The 15,713-nt window shown below is 64.3% G+C and carries 24 protein-coding genes; 21 read left to right on the top strand and 3 right to left on the bottom strand.

The genetic code is table 11. The annotated features are described in order from the left end of the window. Positions 1–64 precede the first annotated feature (64 nt). The 11 genes from ACIOJE_RS07810 to ACIOJE_RS07760 all read left to right on the top strand — a co-directional run bounded on the left by ACIOJE_RS07810 (position 65) and on the right by ACIOJE_RS07760 (position 7,566). Entirely contained in the window at positions 65–649 is a 585-nt protein-coding gene (locus ACIOJE_RS07810; RefSeq protein WP_400774157.1) for a hypothetical protein, read from the top strand. 204 nt (positions 650–853) lie between these two features. Continuing rightward, positions 854–1,060 carry a hypothetical protein gene (locus tag ACIOJE_RS07805; RefSeq protein ID WP_400774154.1) on the top strand — a complete coding sequence of 69 codons (207 nt, stop codon included), beginning with the start codon at positions 854–856 and terminating at the stop codon, positions 1,058–1,060. A gap of 79 nt (positions 1,061–1,139) precedes the next feature. Continuing rightward, on the top strand, positions 1,140–1,310 hold the full coding sequence (locus tag ACIOJE_RS07800; protein ID WP_400774152.1) for a hypothetical protein: 171 nt from the start codon (positions 1,140–1,142) through the stop codon (positions 1,308–1,310). 89 nt (positions 1,311–1,399) lie between these two features. Continuing rightward, positions 1,400–1,750: a hypothetical protein gene (locus ACIOJE_RS07795; RefSeq protein WP_400774149.1), complete on the top strand. Its 351-nt coding sequence runs from the start codon at positions 1,400–1,402 to the stop codon at positions 1,748–1,750. A 38-nt stretch (positions 1,751–1,788) separates the two neighbouring features. Then, a complete protein-coding gene (locus ACIOJE_RS07790) occupies positions 1,789–2,055 on the top strand; it encodes a hypothetical protein (protein ID WP_400774147.1) in 267 nt (88 codons plus the stop codon). Between the two features lie 85 nt (positions 2,056–2,140). Further along, positions 2,141–2,767, top strand: a complete 627-nt coding sequence (locus ACIOJE_RS07785; RefSeq protein ID WP_400774145.1) for a hypothetical protein — start codon at positions 2,141–2,143, stop codon at positions 2,765–2,767. Further along, entirely contained in the window at positions 2,764–3,258 is a 495-nt protein-coding gene (locus tag ACIOJE_RS07780; protein WP_400774142.1) for a hypothetical protein, read from the top strand. Before ACIOJE_RS07785 ends, ACIOJE_RS07780 begins: the two co-directional genes overlap by 4 nt. Before the next feature lie 515 nt (positions 3,259–3,773). Next, positions 3,774–4,019 (top strand): hypothetical protein, encoded by a 246-nt coding sequence (locus tag ACIOJE_RS07775; protein ID WP_400774140.1) that lies wholly within the window; start codon positions 3,774–3,776, stop codon positions 4,017–4,019. 58 nt (positions 4,020–4,077) lie between these two features. Then, positions 4,078–4,314: a hypothetical protein gene (locus ACIOJE_RS07770; RefSeq protein ID WP_400774138.1), complete on the top strand. Its 237-nt coding sequence runs from the start codon at positions 4,078–4,080 to the stop codon at positions 4,312–4,314. 295 nt (positions 4,315–4,609) lie between these two features. Further along, a complete protein-coding gene (locus ACIOJE_RS07765) occupies positions 4,610–6,169 on the top strand; it encodes a DUF3987 domain-containing protein (protein WP_400774136.1) in 1,560 nt (519 codons plus the stop codon). 323 nt (positions 6,170–6,492) lie between these two features. Continuing rightward, positions 6,493–7,566, top strand: coding sequence for a hypothetical protein (locus ACIOJE_RS07760; RefSeq protein WP_400774134.1), 1,074 nt, complete (start codon positions 6,493–6,495; stop codon positions 7,564–7,566). Positions 7,567–7,748: 182 nt separating this feature from the next. Here ACIOJE_RS07760 and ACIOJE_RS07755 read toward each other — a convergent pair whose 3' ends face one another. Together ACIOJE_RS07755 and ACIOJE_RS07750 are read right to left on the bottom strand one after the other, a co-directional pair. After that, positions 7,749–7,967, bottom strand: coding sequence for a DUF397 domain-containing protein (locus ACIOJE_RS07755; protein WP_280676855.1), 219 nt, complete (start codon positions 7,965–7,967; stop codon positions 7,749–7,751). Continuing rightward, complete coding sequence (locus tag ACIOJE_RS07750; protein ID WP_280676853.1) at positions 7,964–8,797, bottom strand: helix-turn-helix transcriptional regulator; 834 nt, start codon at positions 8,795–8,797, stop codon at positions 7,964–7,966. The genes ACIOJE_RS07755 and ACIOJE_RS07750 overlap by 4 nt, the downstream gene beginning before the upstream one ends. Before the next feature lie 133 nt (positions 8,798–8,930). Between ACIOJE_RS07750 and ACIOJE_RS07745 the strand changes: the two genes are divergently transcribed. The 10 genes from ACIOJE_RS07745 (at position 8,931) to ACIOJE_RS07700 (ending at position 15,382) form a co-directional block, all read left to right on the top strand. Next, the gene (locus tag ACIOJE_RS07745) at positions 8,931–9,194 is read left to right on the top strand and encodes a hypothetical protein (RefSeq protein ID WP_280676851.1); all 264 of its coding nucleotides are present in this window, start codon (positions 8,931–8,933) and stop codon (positions 9,192–9,194) included. A 319-nt stretch (positions 9,195–9,513) separates the two neighbouring features. Then, on the top strand, positions 9,514–9,729 hold the full coding sequence (locus ACIOJE_RS07740; protein ID WP_280676849.1) for a hypothetical protein: 216 nt from the start codon (positions 9,514–9,516) through the stop codon (positions 9,727–9,729). Between the two features lie 640 nt (positions 9,730–10,369). Continuing rightward, the gene (locus ACIOJE_RS07735) at positions 10,370–10,804 is read left to right on the top strand and encodes a DUF6082 family protein (RefSeq protein ID WP_400774129.1); all 435 of its coding nucleotides are present in this window, start codon (positions 10,370–10,372) and stop codon (positions 10,802–10,804) included. Next, positions 10,801–10,935 carry a hypothetical protein gene (locus tag ACIOJE_RS07730; protein WP_400774126.1) on the top strand — a complete coding sequence of 45 codons (135 nt, stop codon included), beginning with the start codon at positions 10,801–10,803 and terminating at the stop codon, positions 10,933–10,935. The genes ACIOJE_RS07735 and ACIOJE_RS07730 overlap by 4 nt, the downstream gene beginning before the upstream one ends. A 151-nt stretch (positions 10,936–11,086) precedes the next feature. Next, positions 11,087–12,082 (top strand): radical SAM protein, encoded by a 996-nt coding sequence (locus tag ACIOJE_RS07725; protein ID WP_400774123.1) that lies wholly within the window; start codon positions 11,087–11,089, stop codon positions 12,080–12,082. Next, complete coding sequence (locus ACIOJE_RS07720) at positions 12,072–12,848, top strand: hypothetical protein (RefSeq protein ID WP_400774120.1); 777 nt, start codon at positions 12,072–12,074, stop codon at positions 12,846–12,848. The genes ACIOJE_RS07725 and ACIOJE_RS07720 overlap by 11 nt, the downstream gene beginning before the upstream one ends. A 56-nt stretch (positions 12,849–12,904) precedes the next feature. Then, positions 12,905–13,705, top strand: a complete 801-nt coding sequence (locus tag ACIOJE_RS07715) for a hypothetical protein (RefSeq protein WP_400774117.1) — start codon at positions 12,905–12,907, stop codon at positions 13,703–13,705. Next, positions 13,678–14,289: an AAA family ATPase gene (locus tag ACIOJE_RS07710; protein WP_400774114.1), complete on the top strand. Its 612-nt coding sequence runs from the start codon at positions 13,678–13,680 to the stop codon at positions 14,287–14,289. Before ACIOJE_RS07715 ends, ACIOJE_RS07710 begins: the two co-directional genes overlap by 28 nt. A gap of 72 nt (positions 14,290–14,361) precedes the next feature. Continuing rightward, positions 14,362–14,766, top strand: a complete 405-nt coding sequence (locus ACIOJE_RS07705) for an NUDIX domain-containing protein (protein ID WP_400774111.1) — start codon at positions 14,362–14,364, stop codon at positions 14,764–14,766. A 130-nt stretch (positions 14,767–14,896) separates the two neighbouring features. Continuing rightward, positions 14,897–15,382, top strand: a complete 486-nt coding sequence (locus tag ACIOJE_RS07700) for a hypothetical protein (protein WP_400774108.1) — start codon at positions 14,897–14,899, stop codon at positions 15,380–15,382. A gap of 67 nt (positions 15,383–15,449) precedes the next feature. Here ACIOJE_RS07700 and ACIOJE_RS07695 read toward each other — a convergent pair whose 3' ends face one another. Continuing rightward, positions 15,450–15,674: a hypothetical protein gene (locus ACIOJE_RS07695; protein ID WP_400774106.1), complete on the bottom strand. Its 225-nt coding sequence runs from the start codon at positions 15,672–15,674 to the stop codon at positions 15,450–15,452. Positions 15,675–15,713: the final 39 nt, after the last annotated feature.

Raw genomic sequence — 15,713 nt, 5'->3', positions numbered from 1 at the left:
GGAATGAATTATGTCTGGGGCACGTACGCGTCGTATTGCCCGAGTTCGAGCAGCTATGCCATTCGTGGAAAATCTGGCAGAACTCACCCGAGAAGCACACAAGGGCGTTTGGTTCCGTGCGGACTCGGATGACTTCACCCGCATCTGGTTTGCGACCCCGTTTACTCGAAAGCGGGACGCCGATGCGCTAGAAGAGAGTAACTGGCAAGTCGTAACCAGGGACCTGGAAAAGAGGTTCCCTGAGGGGGTTTCTGTCCATTCCTTCGGGCACTTTGCGCACGGGCACTACGAGCGTCTCTATGTGTCCACCGATGACGCAGTCGCAATCCGGGCTGTTCAGGAATGGGTGGGTCGCCTGGAGGAATATGCGGTGGCAGATGAGATGCACTACTCGGGGGTTGAATGGGAGCGAAACCACCCCGAGGAAGGGACGTGCTACTCGGACGACCCGGATTGCTGCAAGGTCGTCCGGAAGTGGTGGGAGTTCACTCGGGATGACTTCTCGTCCGGCGCCGAGAAGCGCCACGAAAGGGCACAGGAGCGCCACCGAAAGGCGACCGAGGAATGGGCAGAGGCGGGACAGCTGAGTCTCTTTTCGACCGTGCCGACCGTAGATGAACTGTTGAATCTTATGGGACTGGAGAACTGAAATGAGCGGTGAACAGCGACTTCAAAAGCTGGTTGACGCGCTGAATGAATTGGAAAGCGCGGGCGAGGGGGTTCGGTTTGGTTCCCGCATGGACGCGTCGACGGGGTGGCGGAGTGTGCCTTACGTCGTGAATGAGCGGCGGTGCGAAATTGTCGTGGCTTGGTCGCAGTGTGAGCGGCGCTGGATTCTGGGGGGGTATCTGATATGAGCAAGACCATGCGTAGCGCGCTTTCCCGGGTACTCCTGGTGGCTGTCATGGCGGCCTCTTACTGGGCGGGGGTGGAGGTGGCGAATCACCGGGCCCCGGAGTCCAACGTATTCAGCTTCAACGATGGCTTCGAGGACGCTAAATGGGACGACTGCCAGCAGGGATTTGCAGCGGCCTGTGACTGGCTGCACGACCGCCGGTGAGTGACGCGCTTTGGTCCGGCCGGGCTCTGCCCGGTCGCTCCATGGCCTTTCACCCAACCAACCCAAAGGATCGGAAATTATGAAGCGCACTTTTGACACTGAGCGCAACGTTGAAGCGGCAGCAGCCAATTACGAGTATGTACAGGCGTTCCGCGAGATGTGGGAGTACGGATTCCCGCGTTGCCCGCTTACCCGCTACACGGAAACGGCCTTTCGTGTGGCCGACGAACTGAACAAGCGTCCCGCCTGACGGGCTTTGGTCGGGGCCGGAAGTCCGGCCCCGGTCATGGCCTGCCAGTCGGCAGAGACCAGGACCCCGAACCCCTGAAAGGGGACGTCATGCGAAACCTCATTAGCTCGATTCTCGCCCGCTTTGGCTATGTCAAGGGCGGTGCCCCAGCCCCTGTGGAAGTTAATTTGCCGGTTGACCTTACCTGCTCTGTGGAGGAGGGCTTTTTTACGGTCGTCCTCGACTGGGCGGAGGACGGTCTTCGTGAGCCGATAGTAGAACACGTCCAGGCGGCTAACTACTTGTCCGCCATAGATGTGGCCATGGAGGCAGCATGGGGCCTTTACATGGGGTTGGTGTCAGGGATTCCGGAGGGTGCCGAATACGACCAGGAGGAAGCCCGCGAGATTTGGTACTCGCCTTCGGTGTTCCACGGTCTGGCTGTTCCGGTGCGCGGCTAGGACGCATTCGGGTTGCGTGAGATCTGGGAGAGGAAACGATGAACCTGCGGGAAAAGGTCGAAGAGATCATCAAGGACTACGACGAGGCTCAGGAGGGGTGGCAGAAGACCCTGAGGGCGGAGTTGGCGACGTACGACCCCGAAATTGAGGGGCAGGAGTGCGAGGACTGGGAAATGGATCGGTATAACGAGCTGGACACTGAGCACGCGTTCTCTCGGTCGGCTGACCTCGACGTGGTCATAGATGAACTGAGGTACTGGCTTATGCAGAACAAGCCGGAGGCGGGATGTAGCGCCAACGCCTGACCCGCCTTGCTCTAGGCCGTCCTTCGGGACGGCCTTTTGCATGGCCTGTCAGCCGACAGCCAGCACCTAGCCGAGAGGCAATGCAATGAGTGAACCGAACTGGGATGACGTGCGATACCTCCTCCACTACAAGGACTCGGGAGCACTGCACATCTACCCGGCCTCAAATGCGGTCGGGCACGGGTTCCCCGAGACGCTCCTTCGGACCGTGACGGACGGGATCGACGCTGAAAAGGCGTTCCTGGAGTTCCAGGCTGCTAACCCGAAGCGTCGGGAAGTGCTGGCGTCGGTCTGGTACCAGATTCCCGGGAAGCCCTGGTATCGGATCGAGATCCGGAAGGCTCCGGACACTATTGGGTCCGTGGTGGGAGACCTCTCCGGGAAGCGGCTTCCCAAGCGTCCCCGGGGTTCCTCCGGGGAGCGGTGTGACAACGTCGCCCGCTATGTCGAGGTGGCCAAGGCTTCTCCGATGGTTGGGGTTGCTCTCCGCACCGTGTGCACCTGTGGCCTGACCCACTTTGCCAAGGCGTTGGACGGTTACCGGGCGGCCACGGACGTCCCAATTTCGGTCGTGGACGGGATTCTTGGGGTGACTCGCCCTATCGATCTGGGCTACCGGATTTCCGGTCCTTGGGTGGCCGCGCAGCAGGGCGGAGAGTTCCCTCACGCCGTGTACCGGGCTCCGGTGGAGCGGATCGAGGACGGCCAGTGAACGGCTGGAAGTACGAAGTGTGGGCGTGCCGTTGCGGCTACACCTTGCCGGAGGAGCACGACGGTTCTTGCGGCATCTGGGAACAGGTCGAGGCCCTCTCGGGAGGCAAGTGGTTCGAGGCCTATTCCATGGCGGCCGGGCTGCCGCACGGCCGCGTGTGGGGCCGGTACCTGCCCACCGGGAAGGCTGTTGCTGTCTTCGAGCACATCGCGGGTGGCGGTCTCTGCGCTGGTTGCTGGCGGCGCCACCAGGTGACGCACACGGAGCACGTCATCGAGCCGGACACCGGTCTCTGCCGTCCCTGCATCGAGGTGGAGAAGCGGCGGGGCCCGTGCACCCGGACACCCGACGGCCGCGAGTTCATGTGTGAGGACTGCCGGGTGTCCTTCCGGAGGGCCCACGAGTCCACCGCGTACGCGGAGGGTCGGGACCCGGACTCGCGCCTGTACCGCTCGGCGCTCGACGTCGCCCGTGAGGACGCCACGCGCTAGTCGCTTGCGTCGCCACCAGGTCCACGCCGGCTGACGGTCCCAGGGAGAGGTCTGCCCTGATGCCGGCCGCGGAGGGTCCTGGTGGTGGCGCTGGCCACTAGACGAGAGGAATGGTCAATGCCCTACCCGAACAACTATCAGGGCGGTTGCTCCACCAATTGCGGAAGCGGTAGACCGATGCCGACAGATGATGAAGTGCGGGCGTTCATGGTGGAGATCGGATTGCGTGATCCCGATAACAGCTCAGACGTAACGCCACCAGAAGTCCGTTACTTCCAGAACTACAAGCCCTCTCATGACGCCCGGAAGGCCAGTGAGAGGGCCGCTCAGGAACGCATGAATGAGCAGTGGAGACGGGCTGACGAGTCCCGCCAGCGGGCGGAGCATCACGCCCGCCACATGAATCTGTGCCGCGAGTGGGGTAACGCAAGCGGCTTCACAGTGGGAACGCGAGGGGCCATTCCTAAAGCCGTCCGCGAGGCATACAGGGATGCGACGGGAGTAGAGCTTTGAGCATGATCAAGAAGTTCATCGAGGACACGAGCGTTCTGCGGATTGCTGCAGTGGAGATCGCTGGAGTGGAGGACGACACGGAGCGCGGAATCGCGCTCACCCTCCTGTTCGAGGCGTGTGGGGAAATCGCCCTGACCTACGCCCGGCCCGCCGGGGTGGTTGGCCTCCTGACCGACGTGGTTGCCATGGAGTTCCAGGGCGAGCGGCAGCGGCTCCGGGTTCTGGTCGGGCTGGAGGTTGCGGCATGAGCGGCCGCGTTGAAGCCCACGAAGGATGCCCCGGAAGTACGGAAGAGGAGAAGTAAAGATGACCGGGTACTACGCAAGTTTGGAAATCCGGCTCGCGCTTGACAATGCGCGGGAGCTCATAGAAGCGGAGCTTACTGAAAGCGAGAACTATAAGGATCTGATGGATCTCTTCACCGCCGCATTTAAGGCGGCACTGAGGGACCCTGAGGTCGAGTTCGAAGCGGTTGTACTTGACGCATACGGTGCCAAGTACGGACCGAGGGAAGTCCGTACTTGGTGGAACGGCTGGAAGTAACTGCGGTTGCTTTTGGTGAAGGCCGGGTTCCTTTGGGGGCCCGGCCTTTGCCATGAACACCCGCACACAAGGAGGGACGAACAATGGCCACAATGCGAGTCGTGAAGACCTTTTGCAACGCGTGCTGGAACAAGAGGAGGGCGGAGGTTGACGCCGTGGAACGGCTCACCCTTGGGGACCTGGAATGGGACCTGTGCGAGGTACACCGGGACCGGTTTGGGCAAATGCTGGGCGAAGCCCTGGACGTTGTCGAGCCCATCGCTGTCAGCGCGTAACGAGAAAGGGAACAGGGAAAATGGGTGCGTGGGAAGAGATGAAGTACGGGCCTCTCGGCGAGGCCGTGGACAAGGCGCGGGATTTTTCCGAGGGTGACCCGGTAGGTATCTATGCGGCGGCACTGAGTATGTGGTCGGCCGCTCTCGCGGGTTCGGTGGTGCAGCCCAACGGCCGGCCCGTGGTGGTGTGGACGGCCATGGTCGGCCGCAGCAAGGTTGGTCGGAAAGGTTTCGCGCTGGCGACAGCTCAGGCGGCTGTCGGTCCCTCGATCTCGAAGTTCCTGGTCGGTCGGACCCGTAAGGGAATCACCTCCGGTCCAGCGCTGGTGACCACCCTGTTCGAGGTCGTTCAGGAGACGCTTGTTGCTGAGGGGGGTATGGACGGTCGGATCATGGTCATTGAGGACGAGTGGGCTTCTACGCTCAGGCGGGCCAACCGCGATGTTTCGTACCACGATCAGCTGATTCACGCCTGGGACGGGTCGCCGTTGGTCAACACGATCAAGGGGAAGAAGGGGAGGAGGGAAGAGGAGCGGGTGGAGAACCCGCTGCTCGGGTTCCACGGGCACATTCAGCCCGCACGCTGGCACCGCTTGATCCGGCCGGACGACGCCCTTGGCGGGGTCTACAACCGCATCTTGCCCGTGTTGGTCGAGCGACAGAAGAACTTGCCCACCGGGATGAGCAATCCGTTGAGCAACGTAAAGGAGTCGGCAGCGCTCACCCGGGCCTACAAGTGGGCGCGCGCTGAGCCTCGGGTGATGCAGTTCTCGGCTGCCGCCGCTGAACGGCACGACAACTACCGGGCCGAGTTGGAAGACCAGCTGGACGAACTGCCGGAGACCCTGTCTTGTCTGATTGAGCGGGCGGATGAGCACGTCCTTCGAATCGCCTGTGTCCTCACTGCCGCCGAACGGAAGGCGGTCGTCGGGGTCAAAGCCTGGGAAGCGGCCAGGGCCTTCGTGGACTACAGCATGGCCAGCGTCAGGCGTCTGGCCAGTGAGGCTGAAACGGTCGGCCGGCGCCAGGCCAAGCCACTGCCCGACGTCATCCGCGAGACCTTGCAGCGGTACGGCGGCGAAGCCACTTCCTCGGTGCTTCTTCGTGCGATCGGGGCGCGGGCCAACGCGGCTGGGATCAAGGCGGCTGTAGCCGAGATGGACGATGTGGAGATGGAGGTGGAGCGGACTGGCCAGCGCGGCGGGCCGAAGATCAACTACCGACTGGTTGGGCCCAAGCCTGTCGAGGTTGGGCAGCCCGAGCCGGCGCCCCTGCCCCTCGTCGAAGTGGCGGTCGAGCCTAAGCGCGAGCTGGCGACGGCGGCGGTTGAACGGTCCGAGCCGGTGGTGGTTCGCGTGATCGAGTCCGTGATCGAGCCTAAGCCGGTCAAGACCAAGAAGGTGAAGAAGAAGGCCGGGAAGTCGAAGAAGGCGGTTGCCTCCAAGCCCCGGCTGTCCGTGGTCGCTGGGAGCCCGGAGCCAGGGCGGCCGGAGACCAAGCCGACAGCTGCCCGAAAGGCCTCCCCGAAGCCCCCGGCCCCCGCCCAAACGTTGGCTAACCCCTTCCTCGCCCTGCTGTGAAACACCATCTCCGCGGACGTCCGCAGGGCCACCTGCAGTGCACCGAATGCCGGGCCGGCTTCCTGAACCGCGAGTCGGCCCGGCGGTCCCAACAGCCCTGCTACGAGCAGCCGTTGCCTCATGGCCACCGTTACGACCGAGAGCACATTCTCTACCCGATCTCGTACGACCGAGGCACCGGACACGGCCCGGACCGGCTGTGCGACGACTCCGGATGCCTCTGTGTCCGGCACACCTGCGACTGCGACGTGTGCCGGGACGAACTCAACGTGCCAGGCCTCAAGAGCCTGCTGGACAGCCAAGAATCCGAGAAGGACGACAGCATGGAATCCCACCTGATCCCCGTCGAAATGCCCGCCCAGCTTCGCAAGCACGCCGTGTACAAGCTGGTCCCGGAGACAGAAGGGCAGCACGAACTGGCCACGCTCTGCAAGGCGGCGAACGAGGGGCGGTCGAACTGCGCCAGCGTCATTGGCCTGACCAACGTTGCCTTGGGCGCCGCGCTGGAGATCGCCCGTGAGTGGCGGTACAGCAAGAACGGTAACGAGATTCAGGCCGGGCGAACGCTGCTCAAGAACCACGAGATGGAATACGTCCCTGAGGACCCGCGCGAGCGTCGGCACGAGTTCAAGATGCCCAAGTCGATTGCCGGGGTCCCTAGCCACATGTGGATGTTGAAGGACCTGCCGGAGATCGCCGCCGACCTCAAGGCGTGCTCCTGGACCAGCGCCGGGGGGAGTGGTCGGGTCACGTACGAGACGATGGGGTGGCTGTTGGAGCGGGCGGAGAGCTACGTGCGCTCTGACAGCTCGGCCGCGCAGCGGGCGGGGAAGAAGTTCATCGCGACTTACCGGCCTGCCTGGGAGGAGACTGGTCGGCTCATCACGGAGTACCTGGAGGAGGGAGCCGGCCAGGAGCCAGAGGAACTGGCGGTCGAACCTGAGGAGGCCTTGCCCACGGTCGAGGCCCGGAAGTGGGAGAAGCACCGGCTCAACAAGTTCGTGGACTGGGATGATCGGCCCAGCTACTTCTGGTTCGGCGGTGTGGTTAAGGACGGCGCGGCTGATCCGGTAGGCGTGCTGGTGTCGCTGACCTGGCGAGAGTCCGAGAAGGGCACCAACTACCTGCGAGACGTCGACACTAACGGGGTGGTGGCTACGGTCCACAGCATGTCGCAGGTCTGGGCTGCCCCTGTCGACCCTCCGGGGGAGGTCGGGGAGGCTGCGGTGGACCAGGACCAGGACCAGGACCAGGAGCCCGAGCCCACTCCCGAGCCGGCCGAGAAGTCGAGTCCGCGGGGACCTGTTCCGGAGAACTGGGTGTGGATGGCCGAGGAAGCACACTCCGCGACGGCACGGGCCTGGTGGCGTCGGAAGGTCGAGTCGTGGGGTCGGTGACCCCGAGGGTGATGCCTCAGCGACAGCGCCCCCGGACCCCGGTCCGGGGGCGCTTTGCTGCCCTGATCGCACGATGGCGGGATGGGGTGTGGCGCGAGGAGATGAAGCCCGTGACCCTGTCCGGCGGGGAATAGCACGAAGGCCCCCGCCCAGCAGGGCGGGGGCCTCGCTTGGTCCTGGGCTCAGACCTCGCCGAACTCGCCGGCCTGGACGGCGGTGACGAAGGACTCCCAGGCCCCTGCCGGAAAGACGAGGGCAGGACCCTCGGGGTCCTTGGAATCACGGACAGGCATGACGCCGGGGACACCGGGGGCCACCTCGACGCAGTTGCCGCCGTTCTGGCTGTAGCTGGACTTGATCCAGACGGTGTCGGAGAGAGTCAGATGGTCAGTGCGGGTCATGATCGGAGGTCCTTCCGAGCTGCGCGAATCATGTCGAGGGACGCCACATCCGAACTGGCTCCCACTTGCAAGCGATCGTAGTCGTGGGACCACAAGGTGACGGTCCCGGTCTCTCTGGTCAGGAACCCTCGTTCTTGCGACTCGGTGTATCCCAGCAGGCTGCGATCAGACAGGGTCAGCAGTACCACCGGCAGCGCCAGAGACCGGCGCTCACCCATGGAGAACGGCGCCACTTGGATGATAGTCCTCGGACGTTCTGCCAGCTCTGCCAGGTGTTCGAGCTGTTCGCGCATGACGGCCGCACCTCCGACAAGCCTTCGGATGCAGCTCTCATCTAGCACCGCGTGCATAACGGGCGCGTCATTGCTGTCGAGCCGCTGTTGGCGGGTCAGCAGGTATGAGACCCGAGTCTCGGCTTCTTCGGCTGTGATTGCCCCTCGTCGTACGTCCGCCGCAGCCAGCGCCTCGGCGTAGGCCTTGGTCTGGAACAGCCCCGGAATCACCCCAAGTTCGAACTGTCGCAGCTCAATGGCCTTGGACTCCTGCACTGCGTACTCGGGGAACCCCTCCAGGAGGGAGCCGCCGCCGCTGAGGCTCCAGTACGTCAGTTCTAGTGTCCCACCAGCCCCTAGGACTTGGTCGGCCGCTTTGACCCAGTCAAGTGTGGGAATGCGGGTGCCTCGTTCGAGGTTCGAGATCTGACTGTCGCTTAGGTTGGTGAGCTCTCCGAGCTCTATCTGTGTGAGCCCTGCCGCCTTACGCAGCCTGCGGAGTTGTGCACCGAAGGCCTTCAGTGGAGATGCGGACGGATTGAGTTCGGTCTCACGCATAGTCAAACCTCCGTTGCCTTCTGAGTCCCACACAAGATCTGTCAAGAGGGAAAGCCTTCCGATGGTAGGGGCGATCGGTCCACCATGGCTACACCAAGTGAGACGCCAAGAGCGAAGCGCTACGGAGACCCCCATGTCCGAAGACCCGGAATCTGTGTTGTCCAACCTCGTCCCCCACGAGGTCGTTCGGGACCTGAAACACCGTGACGCCGACGGCAAGCCGAGGGAGGGGGCCTTCGTGGAAATCCTCTGCGGGGCGGCCTTCTTGAGGCCGCTGGGCGGGGGCCGTGAGTGGACGACCCGACCTCATCAGCTGCAACCGTGTGATCCCAGGGAGATCGCGCCCGGCACCGGAGGCAACCCGCGGCGCCGGCTGATGTTCCCGGAGTCGGCGTGACCTCCGGGGAGATGCTGATCGCCGGGCTGCATGTCAGCTCGTTGGCGGTCGGTGGCTTTGCCGCTGTGGCGCGGCCAGCCGCGCCTGGGGCAGAGAACGCGGTGGTCACTGAGATGCCGTCCCCGCGCCTGTACCAGCTCGGTCGGTGTGTGCCGTGCAAGGGGCGTTGGACACTCGTTGCCCCGGGACTCTTCTACTTTCGGGGTGACGGTCAGTACGTCAGCATCCCGGCCTGCGCGGACCACCACGAGGCGTTCGTAATGCACGTCCACAAGACGGCCCTGCGGGCGACGTTGCCGTCGAAGGGGGAGGGGTGGGAATGATGGAGCCCACTGAACGGGCGTCGGATGATCTGGACGCCGAGCTTGCGCTGATGCTGGCCGTCAGTGGTGGCCCCGAGGGATTCGTGCGAAGCGGTCACCGGGAGTTGTGGGCCGGGCCGGACCACCGTGGTCAGCGGCTGCCCCGCCGCTGTCGAGGGGACTGGGAGGGCAACATCGCCTCCGGCCTGTGGTTGAACCGCGAGCCGGACTGACAAGCTCCCGCCCCCGTGCTGCGAGGTCGTACTAGCACGGCAGCGGGGTTCAACGCCCGTCCGTGAAGACGGTCGTGGATGGGCGCCGGCAGGCTGACCTCCCCTGCCGGTTGGTTCCGAGGGCGTTGGCGAGCAGCCCTTGTTGAGCCACACCGCTCCCCGTCAGAACCCGCACTGGCGGGGAGCGGTCCACCCCTTGATCACCGGTCGGTGGAGTCCTGATCTTCTGACCGGAACCCCCGCCCTGGAGCCGTTAAACGTCACGGACGGACAACCAGGGCGGGCCTAGAACTCCCGGCATCGCGGGAGTGAGCACCGCGCGATGCCGGGGGGCGCTCCGGGGTTCAGGAGTCCCCTGTTGAGCGCACGCGCCGCCCCTCCACCCTGTGTCGACGTACGGGGGAGAGGGGCGGCCACACAGCTCCCGCCCCGGGTGCGTCACGTGTCAGTTTCACGCCCGGGGCGGGCCTCAGAATCAGCGAACTACCGAGGAGATGAACATGGTTGAGCGCCAGGGGCCGCACGGGTGCGACTGCGGTTGTGGGGCGCCGAACAACGCCTCCTGCAAGAACTGGATCCGATAGCGCATCCACGAATGAATCAAATCCACTCAATTCATTCAGAGTTGGGAGAAGTTATCATGAAGAGCAGTCGTGCTGTCCTGATCCTGGCCGGTGTTGTTGCCGTACAGACGGCGGTCGGGTACTTCCAGCACCGTGAACGTGTACAGCTGGACCTCGGCCTCGGGCATCAACAGCTCGTCGAAGCCGAGAGCGTCAACCCGCAGGTTGACGAGGCCCGCAAGGCCGATCTGCGCGCCAATCGCGTGCTGACCTTCATCGGCCTGAAGCACCAGCTTCGAGTGATGGGTCTTGCGGAGCTGAGGGTGAACCTCAAGGAGGCGGCCAAGGCGACCATCCAGAAGGACTACTGGCAAAGGCACGGAGGCTTCCGCCGGGATGAGGCGGATGCCTCCGGTCGCCGAAAGCTGCGGGTCTTCGTGACGGAACTGGGGTTGGCACACGAGATGGGGAACCGAACGGCGCTCGCCGACTTCGACCCCGCCGCCGCGTGATCGAGCCGGAGGCCGAGAGGTCGAGTGCCGAGGTTGATCGACTTGTCGACCTGGTGACGGCCTTCGAAGAGTTCGCGGCCGATCCCGAGACGGTCATTCTGTTGCGGGTGGCCGCTGACTCGGCTGAGTGAGGCTAAAACTCCCACCCACGCTGATCCCAAGGCACACCGGCATGCGGGTGGGACAGGCGCCGGCCACTTCCGGGCAGCCGGCGCCCTGATCGTCATCGGGCCTTTGTGGCCCAACTGCTCATGCTCATCCATCAGTTCAGGGAGGAAGAACATGACTGACCTCGGCCTTCCGGGGATACCGTCCCGTCGAAACCTGGTGATGGAAGACGGTCTTGCCTTTGCCACCCACGGGCACCACTTCACGGCTGAGCCCGGCGTCGACGTTCGGGAACTCGCCCGACGGGCGGTCGCCCCGCTCTCCGTGATCGTTCAGGTCACGAAGCGTTGTGACTTCGACTGCTCGTTCTGCTCCGAAGTCATCCAGCTGCCCGACCCTACGCCGCAGCAACTGGAGACCATGCGGGACAACCTCAAGGGAACCAGGCGGATCTTCCTGTCCGGCGGTGAACCGCTCATGCGCCGAGACTTCGGCGAGATCGTGGACATGTTCGCGGACGAGGACTTCGTCTTAGCTGTGCCGACGAACGCCACCCACGGCCTCCAGCACGCGAAGAGGATTGCGGGGAAGATCGCGTTCGCGAACATCGGCCTGGAAGGCCCGCGAGGGGTCACCAACCGGGTACGCGGGGACTACGACAAGGTCATGCCCGGCGTGCGCGCACTCCAGGACGAGGGTATTCCAATCTCCCTGTCCGCGGTCGTCTACCGCTCGACCCTGGCGGCGCTGCCGTTCACGGTGCAGATCGCCGACGTCCTCAACGCGGGCAAGGTCAAGTTGATCATGCCGTTGAGGAAGGGGAACGCTCTCAACCTCGCCGAGCATGAATTCATCACCGACGACGAGGCCAGCGAGGCATTCGGCCGGCTCACCGAACTTCGCTCCACCTACCAGTGGAGTCCCGCCCTGCGGCTCACCACGTGGACGCCGGAGAACGAAGGCCACATGATCGTGGTGGAGCCCACCGGGAAGGCCAACGCCTGGCCGGTCTACGACTCGAAAGACCTGTTCGAGCCCATCGGCAACGTGCTGGAGGAGCCGATTCAGGAGATCTGGAAGCGATACCGCTTCAAGGAGAACCACTACCGGAAGTACCTCGGGGCCTCGATCCGCACGATCGGCCACGGGGGAGGCGGCAGTGCTGCGTGAGTTCTCCAACCTGGCGTGGCCCAAGACGCCCTACGCGGCCGACATGCGTCCCGTTGCCCGTAAGGTGCGGCTCCTCACCGGGATGAGCATTCAGTGGGCCGACGATGGCAGTGAGGCCACCCCGATCGGTGCCGCCGCCGTGTTCATCCCCGTGCACCGAACCGCAAGCCGTGAGATCGTCGCTGACACCCTGCACTTCGGGTACCGCAGCGTCGCCGTGGAACCGGACGGTGACCGGTCCGACATCCCGGCCTTCGTGGACGGCGTGCTCGTCCAGGCGCGCCGCGAGGCCGAGATCATCGGGTGGCACTCCTTCCCGGATGACCTTCACGCCCTTCGTCCCCTGCTGACGACTCCGCGCGCCGGTATCGACTCCGTTGGCGAAGCGTGGGCCGACCGGCCCCGCCGCGAACGCAGCACGGCTTTGCTGGTCGACACGGCTGACGATGGCATGCAGCTCGACAGCGCGCTCACCGCTAACCGCCTCGACTTCGGCCCGGTGCTCTGGCGGTACAGGGCACCTGTAGTGCTCCAACAGGCGTATGAGGACCTGACGGTCTCGACGGGTCAGCCTGGACGTCAGGTGTGGCCCACTCAACACATCGGCGCGGCGGCGTTGATGACCGCCCTCGCCACGGCTCTCATGGCCGGCCGCCAAGCCGAACGGCTGACCTGGAACGGGACGTTCGATGTGGCCAAGGCGCTTCGCCTGGCCGCGTGGGACACCATGCCCCTGGTTTTCGACTCGACGGACCGCCAGGTCTGATTCAGGCATACCGTGGGCCCGGCACCAGGTGCCGGGCCCACACCGCTAGGAGCAACGTGATCACGGTCAGCAACCTCTCCGACCCGCGACGCCTGCCGCGCAAGGACTCTCGGACGCGCCGGGTGGCCTCGCTCGACGTCGAGTGGACCAAGAACTACCGGATCAAGAACGGGAACAGGGCGTTCTGTTTCTCGCTTGCTGTGCTCGATGTCCCGACCACAGGATCTGTAGCTGACCTTGTTCAACTCCCGTTCGCGTACGTGAGCATGTACGTCGAGGACGCTGGTGAGACTGGGGAACTCGTGGCCGCCGCGGCCGACACCATCACTCGGGTTTTCGCGGACGCCGACCTCATCACCGGGCACCAACTGTGTTCCGACCTGGCTGTACTGGTTGCCAACCGAGACAACGATGAATCGGTTCTCGACAGCGCCCGAGCCGCCTGGTCAACCCGCCGTAACCCCAAGGACGAAGGCCCTCGGATCATCGACACCCGATACGACGCCGGCCATCTGCTCGACGGGACCTCCCGGCGTCTGGTCGACGTCTGCACCGAACTAGGCCTCGATGTCACCCAGCCGGAACTCCGCAGCACGTCCATGACCAACCTGCACCGCCGGTGGCTGGAGAAGGACGACATCGAGGCTCGCGAGCGGGTCAGCGTCCTTAACCTCAGGCACTCCCTTTCCACCGCGCTCGTTGCCGTGTCTGCGGCTGGCCTCGGTCGCTGGGACAACCGCGGACTCAACGTGAACCGCATGATCGCCGCCCACGCCGATGGCTGGGGCTGGCTCCAATCCCGGACCTTCCAAGACCTTCTGGGGGAACCGTGCCCATTCGAGACTGCCAGGTTGTAGCCGTCGAGGGAACGGCGGCGGGCGGAAAGACCACGCTGGTCCACGCCCTCACCGCCTACTACCGCGAGCAAGGCGTCAACGTCGCTGCCACAGGGGAGCCCGCACGGGTGAGCCCCTTCATGGAGGAGATCGTCCTCCACGGCAAGGGCGAGTTCGATCTCACCGCCGAACTCGATGCCTTCGCGGCCCAACTCAGTACCACCATGCGCGCCGCGCGCAATCACAGCCTGCTCATCACCGACAAGACGCCGGCTAACGTGGTGGCCTATACCCGGCTTCTCCTCGACCAGGGTGACCCACAGGTGCGCGCTGTCCTGCGGACGATGGAATCGCTCTGCAACGCCTGGATGCCGTTGGCGTACAGCGCGGTGATCCACTGCCGCGACCAGTACGACCAGGCGGCTGGCGGCGACCGGTTCCGCGGGAAGGTGCTTGATCTCCAGAACGCCACTGAGACGGCTGTCTACGAGGCGATCCGGACCACCAACGTGCCGATCATTGACCTCCCGCAGGGCCTCACCACACAGGCCCGCGTCGAGTGGATCGCCAAACACCTTCACCTCCTGGGCATCAACGTCCACTGAGGTGGCCTATCGTCCTCCTAAGACACACCTTCGGAGGACCTGGTGCAGCCCCAACGCCCAATCAACGACGCGATGATCATCCTCGAACGGAACGGTCTCGTCCTGCTGGCCGAGCGAGCCAACACCGGCTACAGCGACGGCATGCTCAACCTCCCCAGCGGGAAGGTCGACGCGGACGAGGACGTGATCTCGGCAGCAATCCGCGAAACCCGTGAAGAAGTGGGCGTGGAGGTTCACCGAGAGGCTGTTCGGATTGCCCATGTCATGCACTACCGCAACCCAGAGGGAGAGGTGCGCGTCGGCTGGTTCCTCGCTGCCTCCGAGTGGAACGGCGAGCCGTACAACGCCGAACCGCACAAGTGTGCCGGGGTCAACTGGTACCCGCTCAATGATCTTCCAGAGAACACCCAGCCCTACAACGAGGCCGGGATCAGCCGGTACCTAAAGGGCGAACCGTTCTCTGTCGTGGGCTGGTAGCCCGGAAACGCGAATAGGCCTCTCCCCTTTCGAGGAGGGGCCTATTCGTCCATCCGACGGTCTGCTCGGTCTGGGGGCCATGGGTGAGTGTCGCGGCCCCAACTGGCCTGGGAATGGCGGGAACTGGCCGTTGTCGGATGACGTGCTGGCTGTCAAGCTCAGCGTCGAGGCTTGCGGCATCAACGGCGCCGGGACGGATCTTCACGGGGGGACGAGAATGAAACGGAGCCTGAGGCAGCGTGTTGTGCGGGCTGTCGTGGCCGGCGCCTTGGCAGTCGGCGGGCTCGCACTGACGGCCGGACCCGTTCACGCGGATACCGGGGACCACTGGGTCACCCTGAACACCACCCACTACGTGGGGCTCTACTGGTCGCCCTGGACGGCCAACAAGGACGTCCACCGAGACCTTGCGCCCGGGGATCAGGTGAACGTCAACTGCTGGACGGTTGGAGAGGACATCGCCAACCAGGGTGACGTTTGGTACCACATCACTACTGAGTACTACTGGTCCGGCATTGGTCGGCAATTCTTCAACGACTATGTGTATGGCGCATATGTCGACAACTATGACTTGTGGCATGCGCGAGGTACCAACGGCCTCCCCCAGTGTTCCTGACGAGGGATTGACCAGAAACACGAACAGGCCCCTCCCCAAAAGGGGAGGGGCTTCTTTGCGTTCACAATCAGGCGGTCTGTTCAGCCTCCAGCTTGGTCAGCTCGGCCTGGAGTACGGCAGCGCGGTCCTGCGGAGAGGTCTCGTGCAGAGCCGCCGTGGTCTTCGCGTCCTCGTGCCTCTGGGCGACCTCACCGACACCGACCAGGGCGGCCGCGGCAGCCACCAGGGCCTCCCACGGGATCTGGGGATACCAGGCGGTCAGGAGCGGGATCAGGGCCGCAGCGGCGGCCACGACCCGGACAGCGTGAGTAGAGATGAATGAATTCATGTG

The sequence above is a fragment of the Kitasatospora sp. NPDC087861 genome (genome assembly GCF_044742585.1).
GTDB lineage: Bacteria > Actinomycetota > Actinomycetes > Streptomycetales > Streptomycetaceae > Kitasatospora.
The sequence above is the reverse complement of the archived record's forward strand: the minus strand, read 5'-3'. Positions and strand labels throughout refer to the sequence as shown.

Excerpts from the sequence above, each read along its gene's own strand:
- ACIOJE_RS07805 (WP_400774154.1), top strand. The coding sequence starts at position 854 with ATGAGCAAGACCATGCGTAGCGCGCTTTCCCGGGTACTCCTGGTGGCT.
- ACIOJE_RS07800 (WP_400774152.1), top strand. The coding sequence starts at position 1,140 with ATGAAGCGCACTTTTGACACTGAGCGCAACGTTGAAGCGGCAGCAGCC.
- ACIOJE_RS07795 (WP_400774149.1), top strand. The coding sequence starts at position 1,400 with ATGCGAAACCTCATTAGCTCGATTCTCGCCCGCTTTGGCTATGTCAAG.
- ACIOJE_RS07790 (WP_400774147.1), top strand. The coding sequence starts at position 1,789 with ATGAACCTGCGGGAAAAGGTCGAAGAGATCATCAAGGACTACGACGAG.
- ACIOJE_RS07785 (WP_400774145.1), top strand. The coding sequence starts at position 2,141 with ATGAGTGAACCGAACTGGGATGACGTGCGATACCTCCTCCACTACAAG.
- ACIOJE_RS07775 (WP_400774140.1), top strand. The coding sequence starts at position 3,774 with ATGATCAAGAAGTTCATCGAGGACACGAGCGTTCTGCGGATTGCTGCA.
- ACIOJE_RS07770 (WP_400774138.1), top strand. The coding sequence starts at position 4,078 with ATGACCGGGTACTACGCAAGTTTGGAAATCCGGCTCGCGCTTGACAAT.
- ACIOJE_RS07765 (WP_400774136.1), top strand. The coding sequence starts at position 4,610 with ATGGGTGCGTGGGAAGAGATGAAGTACGGGCCTCTCGGCGAGGCCGTG.
- ACIOJE_RS07760 (WP_400774134.1), top strand. The coding sequence starts at position 6,493 with ATGGAATCCCACCTGATCCCCGTCGAAATGCCCGCCCAGCTTCGCAAG.
- ACIOJE_RS07755 (WP_280676855.1), bottom strand. The coding sequence starts at position 7,967 with ATGACCCGCACTGACCATCTGACTCTCTCCGACACCGTCTGGATCAAG.
- ACIOJE_RS07750 (WP_280676853.1), bottom strand. The coding sequence starts at position 8,797 with ATGCGTGAGACCGAACTCAATCCGTCCGCATCTCCACTGAAGGCCTTC.
- ACIOJE_RS07745 (WP_280676851.1), top strand. The coding sequence starts at position 8,931 with ATGTCCGAAGACCCGGAATCTGTGTTGTCCAACCTCGTCCCCCACGAG.
- ACIOJE_RS07740 (WP_280676849.1), top strand. The coding sequence starts at position 9,514 with ATGATGGAGCCCACTGAACGGGCGTCGGATGATCTGGACGCCGAGCTT.
- ACIOJE_RS07735 (WP_400774129.1), top strand. The coding sequence starts at position 10,370 with ATGAAGAGCAGTCGTGCTGTCCTGATCCTGGCCGGTGTTGTTGCCGTA.
- ACIOJE_RS07725 (WP_400774123.1), top strand. The coding sequence starts at position 11,087 with ATGACTGACCTCGGCCTTCCGGGGATACCGTCCCGTCGAAACCTGGTG.
- ACIOJE_RS07705 (WP_400774111.1), top strand. The coding sequence starts at position 14,362 with ATGATCATCCTCGAACGGAACGGTCTCGTCCTGCTGGCCGAGCGAGCC.